This window comes from Actinomadura kijaniata, assembly GCF_014138665.1.
In the GTDB taxonomy this organism is placed as follows: Bacteria; Actinomycetota; Actinomycetes; order Streptosporangiales; family Streptosporangiaceae; genus Spirillospora; species Spirillospora kijaniata.
The window spans coordinates 748,617-768,378 of record NZ_JACJIA010000002.1 but is presented as its reverse complement, the minus strand read 5'-3'; the positions used below and the strand labels follow the sequence as shown (position 1 = coordinate 768,378).

Below are 19,762 nucleotides of genomic sequence, written 5' to 3'. Positions count from 1 at the left end.
GCCCCGCCGCGCCGAGATCGACTCGTTACCCCGACCGTCGGCGCTTCCGTCACGACGATCACTAACGTGGAGGGAATGCGCCCACGTCCCGCACGCACCGCCGGTTCCCTGCTGGCCGGTGCCGTTCTGACCGCATCCGCCACGATCGGGGCGGTGCCCGCGCACGCCGCCGCGCCGTCGGCGACCGCGGCCGCCGCGCCCAAGCACTGCGTCTCGAAGGCCAACCCCAAGCAGGCCCAGCGGATCAGCGACGCGATCCGCTCGGCCCTGAGCGGGCGTTCCGGCACCGAGTCGGTCGCCGTCCTCGACCGCAAGCGGGGCATCAGCTGCTCGGTCGGCGGAACCCGCCGGTACGACTCGGCGAGCGTCGTCAAGGCCACCATCCTGGCCGCCACGCTGCGCCGCGCCATCGAGAAGGGCCGCGGGCTCACCGCGAACGAGAAGTCCCTGGCGCACAAGATGATCACGCGTTCGGACAACGGGGCCGCGTCGTCGCTGTGGCGTTCGCTGGGCCGCACCCGGATGCAGAAGTTCCTGAACATGGCCGGGATGAAGAGCACCAAGCTCGGTCCGGACGGCTACTGGGGCCTCACCCAGATCACCACGGGCGACCAGATCAAGCTGCTGTCGCTGCTGACCAAGGGCAACAAGGTCCTGACGGACCGGGCGCGCGACTACCAGCTCACGCTGATGAACAGCGTGGTCCCGGCGCAGCGCTGGGGCACCCCGGCGGGCCGCCCGACCGGCGTGAAGTGGCACGTCAAGAACGGCTGGCTGCCGCGCCACGGCAAGCACTGGCGGGTCCACAGCATCGGCGCGTTCACCGGCCGGGGCGAGAACTACATGATCGTCGTGCTGACGCGCGACACCCCGTCGATGGGCTACGCGGTCACGACCATCGAGCGGGTCGCCTCGGCCGTGCACCGCAACCTCAACCCGGGCCTGCGCTCCCAGTCGTTCCAGAGCACCCCGAACCCGACCTGGGAGACCTCCGACGGCTCGGTCCCGCCGAACGTCTGATCCGTCTCCGCCCGCAGGGCGCGTCCCGCCGGGGCGCGCCCTGTTTTTCGTGTTGCCGGGCCCGGCCCTGCCTGCCATGCTCCAGTTCCCCCGCCGCCCCTCCCCCGCTTCCCGGGAGATCCATGCCTTCCTCCTCCTCCGCCCGCGCGGCCGCCGTGGCCGTCGCGGGCGCGGTCGCCGCGGGCGTGCTCGCGGCCCCGGCCCACGCCGCCGCGCCCACGTGGCGCGTGGTGAAGACCTACGACAACGGCAAGTAGACGGCTTCAGCGGCGTGCTGGCGCTCAGCAAGAACAACGCCTGGGCGTTCGGCGGCGGCGACCGCAAGAAGGGCGACTCCAACCGGCCGCTCGCCTACCACTGGAACGGCGAGTCCTGGCGTTCCAGCGCCCTGCCCGCCGGGCTGACCGGGCACCTCCGGGACGGCTCGGCGTCGTCGGCGACCAACGTGTGGGCCTACGGCGGCAACTCCGAGGCGGGCGGCTCGCCCGGCGCCTACGTGCTGCGCTGGAACGGCAAGAAGTGGGCCGTCGCCAAGAAGTTCGCGGCCTCCCGCGGCCGCGTCTCCGACATCCTCGCGCTCAGCGCGAAGAACGTGTGGGTGTTCGGCGCGCCCGGCGCGGACAGGGGCGTCGGCACCTGGCACTACAACGGCCACTCCTGGACCGAGCTGAAGAACCCGCCCGCGCTGATCGGCGAGGCCGACGCCTCCTCGGCCACCAACGTCTGGGCCAACGCGCGCGGCCTGAACGGCGACGCCAGGACGGTCGTGCGGTTCGACGGCAAGCGCTGGAGGACCGTCTCGACCAAGGGCGTGCTGCCCGCCGACCAGCACCCCGAGGACGACAACGCCCCGCAGGTCTCCTCCTTCGTCGGGGAACCGCTGGTGCGGTCCGCCAAGGAGGTCTGGTTCCCGGCCCACACCCAGCGCTACGGCGGCACGTCGAAGCCGTCCACCACCAACCTGCTGCTGCGCTGGAACGGCAAGCGCTGGCAGAAGTACGCCGTTCCCACCAAGCAGTCCCCGCGTGAGATCGTCCCGGACGGCCGGGGCGGGCTGTGGGTCGTGGCCGGGTCCCCGTACGACCGGGCCGAGATCTGGCACCGTTCGGCGTCCGGCAAGTGGACCCGCGCGAACGTCACCGTGCCGCGCGGCCGCGTCGGCGGCCCCGCGGACGTGGCGCTGATGCCCGGCACCCGTTCGGTGGTGGGCGCGGGCGTGCTGCGGCCGGCGGACGACGCGTCCTCCGACAGCGCGATCTTCTACTTCAAGGGCTGAGCCCGCGTCGCCGGGACCGGTTCCGCCGGTCCCGGCGATCACCGCCCGGCGCTGGGCGATACTGGGGGCATGGTCGACGAAGAGCGCTGGAAGGCGCGGTTCCGCGCCGCGCGGGTGAGCCTTCCCGGATGGGCGCGGGAAGCCCCGCACCGCTGCACCTACCGGTCCAACGCCACCGGGACGTGGGAGATCTACGCCTGGGACCGGCGGACCGACGAGCGGCGGCAGGTGACCGACCGGCCCAACGGGACGTGGATGGGCGGCGTCGACCCGACCGGCGAGTGGGTGTGGTGGTTCGACGACACCGACGGCGACGAGTTCGGGACCTGGGTGCGCGTGCCGTTCGGCGGCGGCGAGGCCGAACCCGCCGTCCCGGGGCTGGAGCCGTCCTACCCCTCGGGGCTGGCGCGCGGGTCCAGCGGGCTGGCGGTCGTCGGCCGGTCCCACCGGAACGGCTCCACGATCCACCTGGCGCGGCCCGGCGCGGACCCCGAGGTGCTGTACGAGCACACCGAGGACGCGCACGTCGCGGGCCTGTCGCGGGACGAGACGCTGATCGCGGTCGGGCACAGCGAGCACGGCGACAGCCGCCACATGGCGCTGCGCGTGGTGCGGCCCGACGGCTCCACGGTCGCCGACCTGTGGGACGGGCCGGGCAAGGGCGTGTACGGCGCCGGGTTCGCGCCGGTCGCCGGCGACCCCCGGCTGCTGGTCAACCACGAGCGGCGCGGCCGCGACGAGATGCTGGTCTGGGACCCGGTCGCCGGGACCGAGCGGGAGATCGAGCTGGACCTGCCCGGCGAGGTCGGCGCCGACTGGTACCCCGACGGGTCGGCGCTGCTGGTCCACCACGCCCATGAGGGCCGCGACGAGCTGTACCGCTACGACCTGGACGCCGGGACGCTCACCCGCATCGACACCCCGCGCGGCACGATCGGCGGCGCGACGGCGCGGCCGGACGGGACCGTGGAGTTCGCCTGGTCGTCGGCGGCCGAACCGCCGGTGGTCCGCTCGACGTCCGGGGCGGTCGTGCTGACGCCGCCCGGCCCGCCCGCGCCGCCGTCGGTACCGGTGGAGGACGTGTGGGTGGAGGGGCCCGGCGGGCGGATCCACGCGCTGGTCAGCCGCCCGGAGGGGGGCACCGCGCCGTTCCCGGTCGTGTTCGACGTCCACGGCGGGCCGACCGCGCAGGACGACGACTCGTTCGCGCCGACCGTGGCGGCGTGGGTGGACCACGGGTTCGCGGTCGTCCGCGTCAACTACCGGGGCTCCACCGGCTACGGGTCGGCGTGGCGCGACGCCATCGAGGGACGCGTCGGGCTGACCGAGCTGGAGGACATCAAGGCCGTCCGGGACTGGGCCGTGGAGTCCGGTCTCGCCGACCCCGCGAGGACCGTGCTGACCGGCGGGTCGTGGGGCGGGTTCCTGACACTGCTGGGGATCGGCACGCAGCCGGACGACTGGTCGGTGGCGGTCGCGTCGGTGCCGGTCGCCGACTACGTGGCGGCCTACGAGGACGAGATGGAGGCGCTCCAGGCGTTCGACCGGTCGCTGTTCGGCGGCTCCCCCGAGGAGGTGCCCGACCGGTACCGCGAGTCGTCCCCGATCACCTACGTGGAGCGGGTGACGGCCCCGGTGTTCGTGCTGGCCGGGGAGAACGACCCGCGCTGCCCCATCCGGCAGATCGACAACTACCTGGCCCGGCTCGCCGAGCTCGGCAAGCCGCACGACGTCTACCGCTACGACGCCGGGCACGGCTCCCTGGTCGTCGAGGAGCGCATCAAGCAGATGGCGGCCGAGATCGACTTCGCGCGGCGGCACCTCGGGACGGGCTGACGTTTACAAGATCAACCGATCGGGGATCTTCCCGGTCGGCCGGTCCGGACGACCGGCGCCCCCCGCGTGAGAACGTCGAACGGGGGGCGTCGTGCCGATCGTCTGGGAGCCGCGACCGCGGCTGCTGGCCATGCTGACCTGCGGATCCATGCTCTTCTCCCTGCTGGGCGCCACGGCGGGGCACTCCGCCTCCGCGCAGCCGTCCGCCCCGGTCGCGGCGGACCCGGTCGCGGCCCACCGGCCCCCGCCCTGGCGGCGGCTGATGGGCGTCATGTGGTTCCACCGCTCCTGGACGCGTTCGACGCCGCTGCCCCACCACCTCGCGGTGCGGGCACTGCGCGCCCACGACGTCCGGTGGCGTTCCAGCGGAGGGTGCTCCGACCGGGACCGCGTGGACTGCACGTCGTTCGAGGGCATCCGCTGGGGGACGATCGCCACGGTCGCGCGCCTGCGGCGGGCGAGCGGCTGCCCGCTGACGGTGTCGGGCGGCACCGAGCGGGGGCACGCGCCGGGCCCGCTCAGCCACCGCCGTGGCTACAAGATCGACATCCTGCCGGACCGGTGCGCCGACCGGTACATCACCCGGATGTTCCGGTACGTCGGCGAGCGCGGCGACGGGGCGGAGCTGTACCGGTCGCCGGGCGGGGTCGTGTTCGCCCGCGAGTCCGGCCACTGGGACATCACGGTCCCCTAGTCGCGCACCTCGCGGATGATGCCGACCAGCTCGCGGGTGACACCCTTGAAACCGGGCAGCCGGGACATCGACACCATCCGGTTGACGAGCGGAACGGTCCGTTCGACCAGCAGGTACGTCTTGCGGCAGCCCGGCGAGGAGTCGTGCACCCAGTACAGCACGACGCCCATCGAGTACAGCCACAGCAGCTCGGGCAGCTCCTTGCGGAACTCGGGGTCGATCCTGAGGCCGGAGCCGTCCACGACCTCGCGGTAGATCGAGACGGCGGCCTCCCGCGCCGGGCCGGACTCGGCCGAGAACGGGTTGAGCGGGCTGGTCGGCTCGGCGGCGAACTTGAAGAACTTCCCGGCGAACTCGTGGTAGGGCACCATCGTGTCCACCCGCGCCTTCAGCACGCCCAGCAGGCGCGGCGCGAAGTCGCGTTCGGAGTCCAGCACCGCCCGGCACGCCTTGACGTGCTCCTCCTGGAGCTCGTCGTAGTACGCCTGGATCAGCTCCTCCTTGGAGCCGAAGTAGTAGTAGGCGTTGCCGACCGAGACACCGGCCTCCTTCGCGATGGCCCGCATCGTGGTCGCCTCGTAACCGCGCTCGCGGAACAGCCGCAGCGCCGTCTCCACGATCAGCGCCCGCGTCTGTTCGGACTTCACCGCCTTCGTCTCGGTCACGTAGGCCACCCTAAGGCCCAGAACCCCGAGTCGCTCATGTTGCGCGGGCCACCTCGGGGTGACGCCGGACGGGCCGCGCCGGATGCGGCACGGCCCGTCCGGGACGGTCGTCAGCGGCCGGTGCCGCCGTAGACGGTCGCCTCCACCTGGTCGGCGTCCAGGTCGAACGCCCGGTGCGCGGCGGCGACGGCGGTGTCGATGTCGTCCTGCGCGACGACCACCGAGATGCGGATCTCCGAGGTGGAGATCATCTCGATGTTGACCCCGGCCTCGGCGAGCGCGCCGAAGAACGTCGCGGTGACGCCCGGGTTGGAGCGCATGCCCGCGCCGATCAGCGAGATCTTGCCGATGCGGTCGTCGTAGCGCAGCGCCTCGAAGCCGATCCGCTCCCGGAGCTTGTTCAGCGTGCTCAGCCCGGTCTGCCCGTCGGTGCTCGGCAGGGTGAACGAGATGTCGGTGCGGCCGGTGGAGGCCGCCGACACGTTCTGCACGATCATGTCGATGTTGATCTCGGCCTCGGACAGCGCCGTGAAGATGGCGGCGGCCTCGCCGACCTTGTCGGGCACCCCGACCACCGTGATCTTGGCCTCGCTGCGGTCGTGCGCGACGCCCGAGATGATCGCCTGCTCCATGTCCTGTCCTTCGATCTCGCTGCTGTCCACGACCCAGGTGCCTTCCTTCTGGGAGAAGGAGGAGCGGACGTGGATCGGGATGTTGTAGCGGCGCGCGTACTCGACGCAGCGCAGGTGCAGGATCTTGGCCCCGCTGGCGGCCATCTCCAGCATCTCCTCGTAGGAGATGCGCGGGATGCGGCGCGCGGCGGACACGATCCGCGGGTCGGCGGTGAACACCCCGTCCACGTCGGTGTAGATCTCGCACACGTCGGCGTCCAGCGCGGCGGCCAGGGCGACCGCCGTGGTGTCGGAGCCGCCCCGGCCGAGCGTGGTGATGTCCTTGGTGTCCTGCGACACGCCCTGGAACCCGGCCACGATGCAGATCGAGCCCTCGTCCAGCGCGGTGCGGATCCGCCCCGGCGTCACATCGATGATCTTGGCTTTGCCGTGGGTGCCGTCGGTGATCACACCGGCCTGGGAGCCGGTGAACGAGCGGGCCTCGTGGCCCAGGTTGGCGATGGCCATGGCCAGCAGCGCCATCGAGATCCGCTCGCCGGCGGTGAGCAGCATGTCGAGCTCACGTCCCGGAGGCAGCGGGGAGACCTGCTTGGCCATGTCGATGAGGTCATCCGTCGTGTCGCCCATGGCGGACACCACGACGACGACGTCGTTGCCCGCCTTCTTCGTCGCGACGATGCGCTGGGCGACCCGCTTGACGCACTCGGCGTCGGCGACGGAGGAGCCACCGTACTTCTGCACGATAAGGGCCACGAGTGGGCGCTCCTCGGTTCGGGGTCAGGCTACCGGCGACGAGTCTACCGACGTCACGTCCGCGAATTACGGGCAGGTAAAGCTCACGGCGAGACAAGCTTCCCGAAGTGTGAGATAGACCGCCGTCAGAGGAAGTCGGTCATCGGCCCGAACTCGGTGCGGATGATGGTCGCGTCCCGGCTGAAGGTGACGTTGTACCGGTGCGTGCCGATGCCCATGCCGGCGCCGCCCAGCTCGTCCACGCTGCCGAAGAGCATGTCCGGACCGTCCTGCCAGACGCCGAACCCGTGCAGGGCGAGCGCCCCGCGCACCATCTCCCGCATCACCGGAGGGCGGTCGGGGTACGCGGTGAGCTGCTGGACGATGTCGGCGGCCTGGTCCAGGGCCCGGTCGAGGGTGGACAGGCCGATCTCCGCGAGGCCGGCTCCGGTGAGCGCGAAGTGCCGGACGCCGCCGTCGCCCGGCACCGCCCAGTGGCCGCTCGCGCCGCCCAGGTGCGCGGCGGCGCGGGACAGGACCTCCACGACGTGCGCGCCCCGCGGGTGGCCGGACAGGTCGACGCGGTCGGCGGCCAGCTCGGCGGCGCCGTGCTCGCGGGCGGCCGCGCGGAAGCGTTCCGCTCCGGGCCCGCCGGTCCACTCCCAGACGCCGTCCGGGCGCACCAGGCCGACCTCGGCGGCGGCCACCGTCCGGCCGTTCCCGAAGTCGAGGACCCCGGTGGCGGGTTCCCACGCGGGGACGGTGCGCCAGCCGCCGACCTCGGCGGCCAGGGCGTGGCCGGTGTCGAGCGTGCGGGCGACCGCCGGCGCGGCGATCTCCATCAGGGCCCCGGGCAGCGGCGCGGGAACGCCCAGCTCGACGATGTCGAGCCTCTCGTCGGCGGGGTCCTCGTCCGGCGCGGGCGGCGCCTCGGGCATCTCGACGAAGTAGTAGGTCAGCGCCCGGCCGCCGTGCGGATACTTGATCACCAGACCGGAGCCGAGCAGCCCCGACACCCGGGCGGCCAGCACGTCGGCGGCCGCGCGGGGGTCGGCGAACCCGCCCAGGTCCACCAGCGGGGCGGTCAGCTCCGGCACGCCGTGGCGCTCGCCCAGCGCACGCAGGCGCCCGGCGTGCAGGCACACCGGGTCGCCGGGGTCACGGACGGCCCAGGTCCACTGGAAGGTGTGGTCCTCGGCGAGGGTGCCCAGCACGCTCGCCGTCCGCCGGTCCCCGTCCACCCAGAACGCGCCCGCCTCCGGGTCGCGGCGCAGCGCCCGGCCGGCCAGTGCCGCGTTGAGCCGCCGGAACCGCAGCACCGTCTCCGGCATGTCCCCGGTGGTCAGCGCCCGCAACTCCTCGCTGAACGGCATCCGTCCCCCATCCCGGTGATCTCACGAGATCCCGAGGCTAGGGGACGGGACCGGCGGCCGCTACTGGACGGCGACGCTCTCCTGGACGACGTCGAGGCGGGCGCCCGCGATCACCGCGTGCAGGGCGCGCAGGGCCGCTCCGGCGTGGTTGCCCCAGTGGTTGAAGTAGGAGTACTGCCACCACCACAGGGCCTCCAGCGGGCGGTCCTGCTGGTAGTGGCGCAGGCCGTGGACCAGGTCGCTGGCCACGTCCACCAGGTCGTCCGACAGCCGGTACGACGTCGGCTCGGTGTCCTTGTACGGGTCGAACACCTCGACGTACTCGTCGACCGTGACCAGGCGTTCGGCGAGCCCCTGCCGGACGTGGTCCAGGTCGGGATCGTCGCCGATCTCCGGCTCCCAGTTGTCCGGGAGGATCACGTCGGCGCTGGCGCCCAGCTGCGCACCGGCCAGGATGACCTGCGACACCTCCAGGAGCAGCAGCGGGATCGTGTGCGTCCCGCCCTCGCCGCGCGCGACCGCCTCCAGACCGCTGAGGTAGTTCTCGACGTGGCAGGCGACACGTTCGGCCAGGGTGTTCCAGTCCTGCGGACTGTTGGTGTCAGACATCGAGGAGTCTCCGTCCTTCGAACGCGCGGCCCAACGTCACCTCGTCGGCGTACTCGAGGTCGCCGCCCACCGGCAGGCCGCTGGCCAGGCGGGTCACGGTCAGTCCCATCGGTTTCACCAGCCGGGCGAGGTAGGTCGCGGTGGCCTCGCCCTCCAGGTTCGGGTCGGTCGCCAGGATCAGCTCGGTGACGGTCCCGTCGGCCAGCCGCGCCATCAGCTCACGGATGCGCAGGTCCTCGGGGCCGACGCCCTCGATCGGGCTGATCGCGCCGCCCAGCACGTGGTACCGGCCCCGGAACTCGCGCGTCTTCTCGATCGCGACGACGTCCTTGGACTCCTCCACCACGCAGATCACGCTCGGGTCGCGGCGGGGGTCCCGGCAGATCCGGCACTCCTCCTCCTCCGCGACGTTCCCGCACGTCCCGCAGAACCGGACCTTCTCCTTGACCTCCTTGAGCGCCCGGCCGAGCCGTTCGACGTCGGCGGGGTCGGCGGCCAGGAGGTGGAAGGCGATCCGCTGCGCGCTCTTGGGGCCGACGCCGGGCAGGCGGCCCAGCTCGTCGATCAGGTTCTGGACGACCCCTTCGTACAACGGTCGCTTCCTTTCGGGTCGGAGGGGCGGACGGAGGCGTTCCGTCCGCCCGGTTCGCTACGGGTCAGTGGCCGGGCGGGGGGCCGCCGGGCATGCCGGGCAGGCCGGGCATCCCTCCCTGGCCGAGCCCCGGGATGTCGCCGAGGCCCTGGGTGAGCGGGCCCATCTTCTGCTGCATCAGCTCCTGGATGGCGCGGCCCGCGTCGCGGATCGCCGCCAGCACCAGGTCCGCCACCGTCTCGGCGGTGTCGGCCGGGTCGCCCGGGTCGATGGCCTTCGGGTCGATCCGCAGATCGACGACCTCGCCCTGCCCATTGATCTTCACGGTCACCAGACCGCCGCCCGCGGTGCCCTCCACCTGCGTCTCGGCCAGCTCCTGCTGGGCGCTGACCAGCTGCTCCTGCATGCGCTGCGCCTGCTGGAGCAGTTCCTGGATGTTCAAACCACCGGGTTCCACGGGGTGTACTCCGTTTCCTCGCCGCCCCCGTAAGGGCCTGACTCCTCCGGGCCCACGGGCCACCGGACGTCCGTCCTTCCCGAGACTACGGGTTTCGGGCGGGATGCGGTACGCACCCGGCGCGGTGCGCCCGGGAGCGGTCAGGTGTTGTCGATCTCCCTGATGACCTGACCGCCCAGCTCCCGCTGGATCAGCGCCATTCCGCTCATCTCCGCCTCGGTCCCGTCGGCGTCGGCGTCGCCTTCGGGGTCGACCTCCTCGCGTTCGTCGATCGGGCCGGGCTCCGGCGGGGGCGGCGGCTCGTCGGGCGGCGGGGGACCGGGATCGGGCGGGGGCGGCGGCGTGTCGTTCCGGGGCGGGGCGGGGCGCGGCGCGGGGGCGGCGTTGAAGGCGTCGTTCGCCGGGGCCGGGCTCGGCGCGGCGGGCCGCGCGCCGTAGCCGCCGGACCGCCCGCCGGACGGGGCCTGCCCCGCCATGACGGTGTCGACGCGCCACTCGACGCCCATGCGTTCCCGCAGCACCTCGCGCAGGACGACGTCACGGCCGCCCTGGGTGAAGTTGGTGCGCTTGCCCTCGGTGTCGAACGAGAGGGTGAGCAGGTTCCCGTCGAGCGCGATCGGCTGCACGCCCGACATGATCACCATCCAGGCGACGCGGCTCTTGCGCTTGACCGCCTCGACGATGTCGGGCCACATGCGCTGCACGGCCGCGACGTCACCGCCACCGGCGGCGGGGGCCGGCGGCGGGGCCGGGGCCGGAGGCGGCGGGGGCGCGGGCCGGGACTGCTGCGCGGGCGGCGGCGGGGCCGGCGCGGCCGGGCGCGGCGGCTCGGGGCTGGGCGCCGGAGCCGGAACGGTCGCGGCCGGAACCGGGGCCGGGGCCGGGGCGGGCGGCGGAGCGGGAGCGGCCGCCGGGGCCGGGGCGGAGGCGAACCCGCCGCCCTGGGCCTGCCGTTCCAGCCGGTCCAGGCGCGCGAACAGCGACGCCTCGTCCTCGTACGCGGCGGGCAGCAGGATGCGGGCCGCGATCAGCTCCAGCAGCAGCCGGGGCGAGGTCGCGCCCCGCATCTCGGTCAGGCCGGAGTGCAGCAGGTCGGCGGCGCGGGTCAGCTCGCCGGGGCCCATCGCGGCGGCCTGCCGCTTCATGCGTTCGAGCTCGTCGGAGGGGACGTTGAGCAGGCCGCTGCCCCCGGCCTCGGGGACGTTCGCGAGGATGACCAGGTCGCGCAGGCGCTCCAGCAGGTCGGTGGCGAACCGGCGCGGGTCCTGCCCGCTCTCCACGACCCGGTCGACGGCCGCGAACACCTTCGCGCCGTCCCGCGCCGCGAACGCCTCGACGACCTCGTCCAGCAGCGCCGAGTCAGTGTAGCCCAGCAGCGACACGGCCCGCGCGTAGGTGATGCCCTTCTCGTCCGACCCGGCCAGCAGCTGGTCCAGGATCGACAGGGTGTCCCGCGCCGACCCGGCGCCCGCCCGCACCGCCAGCGGCAGCGCGGCCTCCTCGTAGGGGACGTTCTCGGACCGGAGGATCTCCTCGACGAGCTGCGTGAGCACGCCGGGCGGGATCAGCCGGAACGGGTAGTGGTGGGTCCGCGACCGGATGGTCCCGATGACCTTCTCGGGCTCGGTCGTCGCGAACACGAACTTCAGGTGCGGCGGGGGTTCCTCGACGAGCTTGAGCAGCGCGTTGAAACCCTCGCGGGTGACCATGTGCGCCTCGTCGATGATGTACACCTTGAAGCGCGCGGCGACGGGGGCGAAGAAGGCCCGTTCCCGCAGGTCGCGGGCGTCGTCGACACCACCGTGCGAAGCGGCGTCGATCTCGATGACGTCGATGTGGCCGTTCCCCGTCGGTCCCAGCGCGACGCACGAGTCGCACTTGCCGCACGGTTCGGGGGTGGGCCCCTGCTCGCAGTTGAGGGACCTCGCCAGGATCCGGGCGCTGGAGGTCTTGCCGCAGCCGCGCGGCCCGCTGAACAGGTAGGCGTGGTTGATGCGCCCGTTGCGCAGGGCCTGCTGCAACGGCTCGGCGACGTGCTCCTGCCCCTTGAGCTCGGCGAACGTCGCTGGCCGGTACTTGCGGTACAGAGCCAGACTCATGGGGCCCGCCCTCCTGGAAGAAGCAGAGCGTCAGAAGCGAAAAGGACCCCCCGCACACCCGACAGAGCCTGCTTATCCTTGCTGCCTTCCGGCCCTGGGGAGGTTCACAGGATGACGCCGTGCGAGGGGTCTGCCCAGAGTCTATGACATCCGCGGTCCACCTGAGCACCCTCCCGCCGTAGGCTCGCTCACGATGTCCGAAACTCTCCTGCACATAGCCGAGATCGCCCGCTGGGAAGAGGCCCGCGCCACGGGTGTGTCGTACACCATGTCCACGTTGGGCCGCACCCTGGACGAGGAGGGCTTCATCCACTGCTCCGCCGACCTGGACCAGGCGCGGGGCGTCCTGTCGCGCTTCTACGCCGGAACCGACCCGGCGACCCTGGCCCTGCTGGTCATCGACGTGTCCGAACTCGACGCCCCGGTCCGCTACGAACCCGCCGACGGCGACCTGTTCCCCCACGTCTACGGCCCGATCCCCACCTCGGCCGTAATCGAGGTCAGACCAGTGCCCGAGACCCGGTAGGCTAGCCCACGGAGGATTCGCCTAGTGGCCTAGGGCGCACGCTTGGAAAGCGTGTTGGGGGCAACCCCTCACGAGTTCGAATCTCGTATCCTCCGCACTCCACGAGGGCGGCATCCCAGGATGCCGCCCTTGGTGTTTTTCCCGGTCAGGGGGTGTGGCGCCAGTAGCCGCAGAACATGATGCGTTCCTTGGGCGCCCCCGCCTTCACCCAGTGGCGGCGCACGGCCACGGGCAGGGCCTGCTCCCCCACCGTCCACCCGAAGAACGGCTCGTCGGGCAGGTCGAGCGCGGTCGCCGCGGCCAGCGCGGCGCGTCCGGGAACGGCGTGCGGGTCGTCGCGGGTGATCCAGTCGATCTCGACCCCGGGCGGGACGTCGAGGTCCTGCTTGTCCTCGGGCGAGGGGATCTCCAGCAGCGCCCTGCCCCGGTGGTCGCGCGGCAGCGAGGCGAGGATCCCGGCCGCGGCGGGAAGGCCGCTCTCGTCGGCCACCAGCAGCGCGTGGCGCACGTCCGGCGGAGGGCTGAACGAGATCCCCTCGTCCAGGACGGCCACCGGGTCGCCGGCCTCGCAGGTCCGCGCCCACGACGCGGCGGGGCCCGCGGTCCCGTCGTCCGGGCCGTGCAGCACGAAGTCCACGTCCATCTCCTGGACGTCCTCGCGGAAGGCGCGCACGGAGTAGTTGCGCAGGATCGGCCGGGAGGTCCTGGAGATGGCGAGGTACCTGGCGTAGGCGAGGGCGTTGAGTTTCCTGGGCAGCCGCGACAGCGAGTCGTCGGAGACGGGGATGAACAGCCGGAACCACTGGTCGTAACCCATGAACGCGAAGCGCCCGATGTCTCCCCCGCCGAGCGTGACCCGCATGAAGTGGGGAGAGAGGCGCTCGCGGCGCACGACCCGCAACTCCAGCAGCTCGCTGTCCTCGGGCTTCACGCGGATCGCGTTCATGTTGGTCCGGGTCACCACGTCTCCTCGGCTTAGGTAAGGCAAACCTAATTAAACGAGGATCGCCTTCCGCCCGCCCCGGGTCAACCGTCCGGATGTCGGGATTGGGGGAGGAAGGGACGTTGCATCGGCGGATCTCGGGGAAGGTCCGGGGCGAGATCGAGGGCTGGTCGGAGGCGCCGGATGGACTTCAGGGATGACGCTCAACTGGATTCCTCGCAGGTCGAGGATGCCCGGGGACGGAGAGGGCCCGGGAGGATGGTCGTGGGCGGGGGCGTCCTCGGGCTGGTGGCGACGGTCGTGGCGCTGGTCTTCGGGCTCGACCTGACCGGGGGCGACGGGTCGCCGCAGCGGGAGGCCGGGCGGGTCGGCAGCGGGACCAACCTCTCCGAGCGGTGCCGGACCGGGGCCGACGCCGACCAGTCGGAGGACTGCCGCATCGTCGGGACGGTCAACAGCATCCAGAAGTACTGGGACGAGGAGTTCCGGCGGAGCGGGCTGACCTACCGGCCCGCCAGGACCCAGCTGTTCAGCCAGGCCACGCAGACCGCCTGCGGGCACGCCACGGCCGCCGTGGGGCCGTTCTACTGCCCGGGGGACCGCAAGGTCTATCTCGACCTGACCTTCTTCGGGGAGTTGCAGCGGCAGTTCGGGGCCGAGGGCGGACCGTTCGCCCAGGCGTACGTGGTGGGGCACGAGTACGGGCACCACGTGCAGAACCTGCTGGGCGCCATGGGACGGGTGAGGGGCGACGCCAAGGGCGCCGAGAGCGGGGCCGTGCGGCTGGAGCTCCAGGCCGACTGCTATGCGGGGGTCTGGGCCGAACACGCCGTCGGCACCGGCTTCCTCACCCGATTGACCGAGACGGACATCCGGCAGGCGCTGAGCGCGGCCGAGGCCGTCGGGGACGACAGCATCCAGCGGCGCACCCAGGGGTCCGTGGATCCCGACGGATTCACGCACGGGACCTCTGAGCAGCGGCGGCGCTGGTTCACCACGGGCTTCCAGACAGGTGATCCGGACAGGTGCGACACCTTCTCCGGGTCCATCTGAGAACGTACACTCGCAAGGGTGATCTTCAAGGCGGTGGGAGACGGACGGCCCTATCCCGACCACGGGCTGTCGTCCCGGGACTGGGCCAAGATCCCCCCGCGCCAGGTGCGGCTCGACCAGCTCATCAGCACCAAGCGGGAGCTGGACCTGCAGTCGCTGCTGGCCAAGGACTCCACGTTCTACGGGGACCTGTTCCCGCACGTGGTGCTCTGGAAGGGCGAGATGTACCTGGAGGACGGCCTGCACCGGGCGCTGCGGGCCGCGCTGCACCAGCGGCTCGTGCTGCACGCCCGGGTGCTCGACCTGGACGCCGTCAGCGGGACGTGACCGCCACGGCCTCCTCGGGCTCCAGCAGCTTCTCCAGCGGGCCCTCCTCCTGCTCGCCGCTCGGGCGGACATGGCCGGGACGGGCCGCCAGCAGCCCGAACACGATCTCCGGGACCACCAGGACGAGCAGCAGCCACAGGGAGACGTCCCAGCCGCCGGTGAGGCTGTGCAGGGTGCCGACGGCGAGGGGGCCGAAGCCCGCCAGCAGGTAGCCCGCGGTCTGCGCCATGCCCGACAGGCGGGCCGCGACGGCCGGGGTCAGCGAACGCAGGTTCAGCAGCGTGTAGGCCAGCGGGAACGCGCTGCCGGTCGCGAGGCCGAGCACCGACACCCAGACCCAGCCGAGGGCGGGCGCGAACAGCATGCCGCCGATGCCGGCCACCATGCTCACGCCGACCGCGCCGACCATGAGGCGCTGGTCGCGCAGGCGGGCGGCGAACACCGGGACCAGGTAGCCCAGCGGGATGCCGATCAGCATCATCACCGAGACCATCATCCCGGCCTCGGCCGGCGCGAACCCGGAGTCCTGCATGATCTCCGGCAGCCACGACATCAGCACGTAGAACATCAGCGACGCCATGCCCATGAACGTCGCCACGTACCAGGCCAGCGGGGAGCGCAGGAGCGTCCCCTGCGGCCCGCTCGCCGGGGTCTCGGCCCGCTCGGGCCGCGCCGAGCGGCGGCCGCGCAGCGCCAGCGGGCCCCAGACCAGGACGGCGACCAGCGACGGGACGGCCCACACCGCCAGCGCCACGCGCCACCCGGCGGAGTCGTCCAGCGGAACGGCCAGCCCGGCGGCGATCGCGCCGCTGGCCGCCATCAGCATCATCGACAGGCCGGTCAGCGAGCCGACCCGGCCGGGGAAGACCCGCTTGATGACGGCGGGCGTGAGGACGTTGCCCATCGCGATGCCCGCGCCGGCCAGGACCGTCCCGGCGAACAGCGCGAGCGGGGACGGCACGATCCGCAGCACGATGCCCACGGTGATCATGGCGAGGGCGGCGGTGATCGCGGTCTCGGTGCCCAGCCGGCGGCCCAGGACCGGGGCCGCCGAGGCGAAGATCCCCAGGCACAGCACGGGCAGCGTGGTGAGCACGCTGACCTCGAAGCCCGTCAGCGCGAACTGCTCCTTCAGGTCGCCCAGGATCGGCGAGACGCCGGTGATCGCGGCGCGCAGGTTGACGGTCAGCAGGATGAGTCCGGCGAGCGTCCACAGCGCGGTGGCGCGGGAGACGGCCGGGGTGCGGCGGGCGGAAGAGGTCATGGTCGTCATGCGATACGTCCTGCGGGGTGCGGAAGTCGGGTGGGAGCGACGGTGCCGGAGCGCTCCGGGAAGGGTTCGGGACGGGCCCGGGCGGCGGCGTCAGACGGGCGCGGCGTCGCGTTTCTCGGTGGAGCGCAGGATCTGGTCCAGACACGAGTGCGTGGCCAGCGCGGCGGCGGGCGCGTCGCCGGCCTCGATCGCCGACGCGATCGGCCCGTGCGGGACGTCGGCGTGCTCCAGCATGTTCCCCGCGGCGCCGATGCTGGCGCGCAGCGTGGCGGCGAAGTCGCGGTACAGGTCGGTGAGGACCTGGTTGTGGGTCGCCTCCACGACGGCGGTGTGGAACGCCAGGTCGGCCTCGACGAACCGGGCGTGCTCCCCGGCGGCCCAGGCGGCGTCGCGCTCGGCCAGGGCCGCGCCGATGGCGGCGATGTCGGCCTCGGTGCGGCGGGCGGCGGCCAGCCGGGCGGCCTCCACCTCCAGCCCGCGCCGCACCTCCAGGATCTCGATGAGCTCGGCGGTCTCCAGGCGGCGGCGGACCGCCCCCGACATCTCGCTGGTGGCGAGCACGTAGGTGCCGTCGCCCTGGCGGGACTCCAGCAGGCCCGCGTGGGTGAGGGCGCGCACCGCCTCGCGCACGGTGTTGCGGCCGACGCCGAGCGTCTCCGACAGCACCGGCTCCGGCGGGATCTTGCCGCCGACCGGCCAGGCACCCGCGGCGATCTCGCCCCTGAGCTGATCGATCACCTGGTCCACCAGGGACGAACGGCGGGCGGTGCGCAGCGTCACGGTGCTCCTTCGAGGTCGGTCACGGCGGGGAGGACCGGGCGGATCACCCAGTCATCCCATGTCTCCATGTTAGGACCACGAATCGCCTGATTTTGTTCCGTCCGTTACGTGATGGTGCTCACCCCGGGCATCGCGCCGCCGCCCGCCGGGTGGCGGGCGGCGGCGCGGTGCCCGTCAGACGCGGCCCAGGTCGCAGCTCGTGGTCATGGGGCGCGCGGGGCGCAGGCCCGCCGCCTCCAGCGCCCGCCGGTAGGCGTCGGCGGCCTCGGTGACCTCTCCCGCCTGTTCCAGCAGTTCGCCCAGCTCCCGCAGGATGTGGGCGGCCGGGCGGCCCGGCGGGAGATCGGCCAGCCGGCCCCGCGCGGCGCGCAGGACGACGAGGGCGGCCGTGCGGTCGTTCCGCGCCAGCCGGGCCCGGGCCAGCACCAACCGTGCCTGTGCGGTCTTCTGGAGGCGTCCGGCGAGATCCTCGTCCGGCAGCGGCGCGGCCCGGAGCCCGTCCTCCGACTCCGGGGCGGCCAGTGCCAGGCCGGTCTGCAGGAAGTCCTCCAGCGGCGCGATCGCCTCGTCGGCGCGGCCGAGCAGGACCAGCGCGCGGGACCGCTCGATGGTGGCCTCGGCGACCTCGGCCTCGCCCAGGCCGTCGGTCCCGTCCAGCAGGTCGAGGGCCTCCTGCGCGGCGTCCGACGTCGCCGACAGCGCCGGGACGCCGCGCAGCAGCGCCTTGGCGGCGGCCAGGTGCAGGCGGGCGCGCACGTGTTCGGGCGTCCCGGCGGACCGGACGGTCAGGGCCTGGTCGGCGAAGTACAGCGAGTCGCCGATCGCGCCCTCCTCCAGCGCCCGGAGACTGGCGCGCTGGTAGGCGACGCTGAGCGGGACGTCCCCCTCGGCCTCCCGGGCGGCCAGCAGCTCGCGGGCCAGGGCGTGCGCGCGGGCCGGATCGGAGCGGTCCACGTAGGTGAGGAGGAGGACCCGTCCGGCCTCGCTGTACTCCTCACCGACGGTGAGGTCGAGGGCGCGCAGGCGGTCCAGGGCGCGTTCGCCGAGGGAGACGGCCTGGCCGAGGTCGCCGACCGCGTGGTAGCAGCGCGCCAGCGCGATCACGAACGGCAGGCGGCTGGCCCGGCCCGGATCGCGCTCGGCCTGCTCACGCAGGTCCTCGAAGAGGGCGATGGCCTCCTCCAGGCGGTCGGTCTCCGCCAGGGCGCGGGCCCGGCCCCAGCGGGCGCGGGCGGTCAGCTCGGCGTCGTCGCTACGAGCGATCACCTCCGCGAAGCCGCGCTCGGCGGCCGCCGCGTCCCCGCCCAGCAGCGCCAGGTGGGCATGTCGCTCGCGCACCTCCAGATGGGCGCGCTGTTCCGGTTCGACGCCCTCGGCGAGGTACTCGGGTGTGCAGCCGAGTCGCTCGGCCAGCATCCGCAGCACGGTCGGCGTGGGCGTGCGCTTCCCGGACTCGATCAACGAGATGTAACTGTCTGAAAGGTCGTGGCCGGCGAGTTGTGCCTGCGACAAGCGTCTGGTCAGGCGCAGGTTGCGGACACGTTCGCCGACGTTGCCTGGACCCGGCATGTGGACTCACTTAGCGGAAGTATTCAGGCGGCTGGGGTGCCGACATAATTGCACATCGACGGTTGACACACATCGAGAGCAACGAAGCGTTAACCGACAAGATCCTCTTTTTGTCGGCGAAAGCCCTGCTCGCCAGGGGATCCGGGCGGGTACCGAAAATAGTTCGGGCGGTACCCCCGAACGGGGGGTGCCCGCCCCGGCCGCTAGTCGTCGCTGGGGTTCTTGTTCGGGAAGATCATCTCGCAGACCTCAAGGTACAGCTGCTCGGGGTAGGGCAGGTAGTCCACCGTGGACAACGCCTGGTCCTGGCCGGCGGACTCCAGCACGAACTCGCCGTAGCCGAGCATGCGGCCGGTGATCGAGCGCTTGAAGCTCATGTCGGTGACCTTGGCCAGCGGCATCATCGCGACGTTGCGGGTGAGCAGTCCCGTCGTCAGCAGCATGCGCTGGTTGGTGATGACGAAGTAGTCCACCGACCATTCGGCGACCCGCCACACGAACCAGGCGAGCACCGCCAGCCAGCCCCACCAGATCCAGCTGATCACCGCGCCCGCGTCGCCGGCCAGGGTGTTGGACAGCACCCCCGCGACGATGAGCCCGCCGAGCACCAGGCCGACCGGCACCATGAGCACGGCCGGGTGCCGCCGCACCGTGATCACCTGGGTCTCGTGCGGGAGGAGGTACTTGTTGACCGAGGCCGGCGCGGAGTCGCCGGGAGTGACCAGCCGCATGACGCCTCAGCCGAGGGAGGTGACGAAGGTGGTCAGGGAGTCGGCGGCGGACGCCAGCCCGTCGGCGGCGGTCTGCACCGACCGTGCCGCACCCTCTGGTTGGTTGAACACATAGAAGGCCACAAAGGCCACAGCGGCCCACGTGAGGTACTTCTTGGCGGGCACGACAGCCTCCCGGAGCGCGTTGAGCCACAGACCCCAGGCCAGTTTCCCACAGGCCCAACGCCCGGCAAAGGAACGGCCGCCGCGCGTTCCTAGGGAGTGTTGCCCAACGTGGTGCGGGGCGCGCGGCGGCGTTTCTCGGCGGCCACCATCGCCAGCACCTGCAGATGGCGGCGGGCGATCTTCTCGACCAGATCGGCGGGCGCCCCGCCGGCGACCTCCTGCGCGCCGTGCCGCGCGGCGGCGACACAGCGGGCGACCGTCTCCGGCGGGTGCACTCCCGAGAACTCCGCGGTGAGGCGTTCACCGACCGCCCGGTAACCCGCTTCTGCTTCGTCACGCGGCGCTGCGCCGTCCCCTGGGTGTGCCATCACGCATCCTCGGACTCGCTCGCGTCGCCCCGGTCCTGAACC

Annotated in this window: 22 protein-coding genes, 1 tRNA gene and 1 other RNA gene; 9 read left to right on the top strand and 15 right to left on the bottom strand. The window is 72.6% G+C overall.

All coding sequences use genetic code 11. The features are described 5' to 3' along the window. The first annotated feature begins 75 nt into the window (after nt 1–75). From HNR61_RS10940 to HNR61_RS46765, 5 genes are all read left to right on the top strand, one after another. The gene (locus HNR61_RS10940) at nt 76–1,020 is read left to right on the top strand and encodes a serine hydrolase (RefSeq protein ID WP_182842974.1); all 945 of its coding nucleotides are present in this window, start codon (nt 76–78) and stop codon (nt 1,018–1,020) included. A 122-nt stretch (nt 1,021–1,142) separates the two neighbouring features. Next, entirely contained in the window at nt 1,143–1,277 is a 135-nt protein-coding gene (locus HNR61_RS49120) for a hypothetical protein (RefSeq protein ID WP_281400375.1), read from the top strand. A gap of 14 nt (nt 1,278–1,291) precedes the next feature. After that, on the top strand, nt 1,292–2,296 hold the full coding sequence (locus HNR61_RS10935; RefSeq protein WP_182842973.1) for a hypothetical protein: 1,005 nt from the start codon (nt 1,292–1,294) through the stop codon (nt 2,294–2,296). A gap of 69 nt (nt 2,297–2,365) precedes the next feature. Next, nucleotides 2,366–4,132 carry a S9 family peptidase gene (locus HNR61_RS10930; protein ID WP_182842972.1) on the top strand — a complete coding sequence of 589 codons (1,767 nt, stop codon included), beginning with the start codon at nt 2,366–2,368 and terminating at the stop codon, nt 4,130–4,132. Nucleotides 4,133–4,223: 91 nt separating this feature from the next. Then, entirely contained in the window at nt 4,224–4,826 is a 603-nt protein-coding gene (locus tag HNR61_RS46765) for a hypothetical protein (protein WP_220509161.1), read from the top strand. On the opposite strand, the gene HNR61_RS10920 is transcribed toward HNR61_RS46765, so the two are convergent. The 8 genes from HNR61_RS10920 to ffs all read right to left on the bottom strand — a co-directional run bounded on the left by HNR61_RS10920 (nt 4,823) and on the right by ffs (nt 12,119). After that, on the bottom strand, nt 4,823–5,491 hold the full coding sequence (locus HNR61_RS10920) for a TetR/AcrR family transcriptional regulator (protein ID WP_182842971.1): 669 nt from the start codon (nt 5,489–5,491) through the stop codon (nt 4,823–4,825). The two genes, HNR61_RS46765 and HNR61_RS10920, sit on opposite strands and share 4 nt — an antisense overlap. A gap of 110 nt (nt 5,492–5,601) precedes the next feature. Continuing rightward, nucleotides 5,602–6,876 carry an aspartate kinase gene (locus tag HNR61_RS10915; RefSeq protein ID WP_182842970.1) on the bottom strand — a complete coding sequence of 425 codons (1,275 nt, stop codon included), beginning with the start codon at nt 6,874–6,876 and terminating at the stop codon, nt 5,602–5,604. Between the two features lie 125 nt (nt 6,877–7,001). Beyond that, nucleotides 7,002–8,228, bottom strand: a complete 1,227-nt coding sequence (locus HNR61_RS10910) for a DUF6882 domain-containing protein (RefSeq protein ID WP_182842969.1) — start codon at nt 8,226–8,228, stop codon at nt 7,002–7,004. 60 nt (nt 8,229–8,288) lie between these two features. Further along, complete coding sequence (locus tag HNR61_RS10905; protein ID WP_067832471.1) at nt 8,289–8,837, bottom strand: DUF5063 domain-containing protein; 549 nt, start codon at nt 8,835–8,837, stop codon at nt 8,289–8,291. Then, a complete protein-coding gene (gene recR / locus HNR61_RS10900) occupies nt 8,830–9,429 on the bottom strand; it encodes a recombination mediator RecR (RefSeq protein ID WP_182842968.1) in 600 nt (199 codons plus the stop codon). Before recR ends, HNR61_RS10905 begins: the two co-directional genes overlap by 8 nt. A 64-nt stretch (nt 9,430–9,493) precedes the next feature. Next, on the bottom strand, nt 9,494–9,871 hold the full coding sequence (locus tag HNR61_RS10895) for a YbaB/EbfC family nucleoid-associated protein (protein WP_067832469.1): 378 nt from the start codon (nt 9,869–9,871) through the stop codon (nt 9,494–9,496). A gap of 155 nt (nt 9,872–10,026) precedes the next feature. Beyond that, a complete protein-coding gene (locus HNR61_RS10890) occupies nt 10,027–11,985 on the bottom strand; it encodes a DNA polymerase III subunit gamma and tau (RefSeq protein WP_182842967.1) in 1,959 nt (652 codons plus the stop codon). A gap of 38 nt (nt 11,986–12,023) precedes the next feature. Continuing rightward, an RNA gene (gene ffs / locus HNR61_RS10885) (signal recognition particle sRNA small type) lies at nt 12,024–12,119 on the bottom strand. Between the two features lie 59 nt (nt 12,120–12,178). Between ffs and HNR61_RS10880 the strand changes: the two genes are divergently transcribed. Next, nucleotides 12,179–12,511, top strand: coding sequence for a DUF952 domain-containing protein (locus HNR61_RS10880; RefSeq protein WP_182842966.1), 333 nt, complete (start codon nt 12,179–12,181; stop codon nt 12,509–12,511). Nucleotides 12,512–12,521: 10 nt separating this feature from the next. After that, nucleotides 12,522–12,606: transfer RNA gene (locus HNR61_RS10875), tRNA-Ser, on the top strand. Between the two features lie 50 nt (nt 12,607–12,656). Here the strand turns inward: HNR61_RS10875 and HNR61_RS10870 are convergent. Then, nucleotides 12,657–13,472 carry a siderophore-interacting protein gene (locus tag HNR61_RS10870; RefSeq protein ID WP_312897842.1) on the bottom strand — a complete coding sequence of 272 codons (816 nt, stop codon included), beginning with the start codon at nt 13,470–13,472 and terminating at the stop codon, nt 12,657–12,659. A 165-nt stretch (nt 13,473–13,637) separates the two neighbouring features. Between HNR61_RS10870 and ypfJ the strand changes: the two genes are divergently transcribed. After that, nucleotides 13,638–14,507, top strand: a complete 870-nt coding sequence (gene ypfJ / locus HNR61_RS10865) for a KPN_02809 family neutral zinc metallopeptidase (protein ID WP_182842965.1) — start codon at nt 13,638–13,640, stop codon at nt 14,505–14,507. An 18-nt stretch (nt 14,508–14,525) separates the two neighbouring features. Further along, nucleotides 14,526–14,834, top strand: a complete 309-nt coding sequence (locus tag HNR61_RS10860) for a type II toxin-antitoxin system VapB family antitoxin (protein WP_067833542.1) — start codon at nt 14,526–14,528, stop codon at nt 14,832–14,834. Here HNR61_RS10860 and HNR61_RS10855 read toward each other — a convergent pair. The 6 genes from HNR61_RS10855 to HNR61_RS10830 form a co-directional block, all read right to left on the bottom strand. Beyond that, entirely contained in the window at nt 14,821–16,098 is a 1,278-nt protein-coding gene (locus tag HNR61_RS10855; RefSeq protein WP_182842964.1) for a CynX/NimT family MFS transporter, read from the bottom strand. The genes HNR61_RS10860 and HNR61_RS10855 overlap by 14 nt on opposite strands. Before the next feature lie 99 nt (nt 16,099–16,197). Next, the gene (locus HNR61_RS10850; protein ID WP_182842963.1) at nt 16,198–16,887 is read right to left on the bottom strand and encodes a FadR/GntR family transcriptional regulator; all 690 of its coding nucleotides are present in this window, start codon (nt 16,885–16,887) and stop codon (nt 16,198–16,200) included. A 174-nt stretch (nt 16,888–17,061) separates the two neighbouring features. Beyond that, nucleotides 17,062–18,456: a transcriptional regulator gene (locus HNR61_RS10845; RefSeq protein WP_182842962.1), complete on the bottom strand. Its 1,395-nt coding sequence runs from the start codon at nt 18,454–18,456 to the stop codon at nt 17,062–17,064. Nucleotides 18,457–18,659: 203 nt separating this feature from the next. After that, nucleotides 18,660–19,187, bottom strand: a complete 528-nt coding sequence (locus HNR61_RS10840; RefSeq protein WP_182842961.1) for a PH domain-containing protein — start codon at nt 19,185–19,187, stop codon at nt 18,660–18,662. A gap of 6 nt (nt 19,188–19,193) precedes the next feature. Further along, nucleotides 19,194–19,352, bottom strand: coding sequence for a hypothetical protein (locus tag HNR61_RS10835; RefSeq protein WP_174567406.1), 159 nt, complete (start codon nt 19,350–19,352; stop codon nt 19,194–19,196). An 89-nt stretch (nt 19,353–19,441) separates the two neighbouring features. Then, nucleotides 19,442–19,720 carry a three-helix bundle dimerization domain-containing protein gene (locus tag HNR61_RS10830; RefSeq protein ID WP_067821206.1) on the bottom strand — a complete coding sequence of 93 codons (279 nt, stop codon included), beginning with the start codon at nt 19,718–19,720 and terminating at the stop codon, nt 19,442–19,444. Nucleotides 19,721–19,762 lie beyond the last annotated feature (42 nt).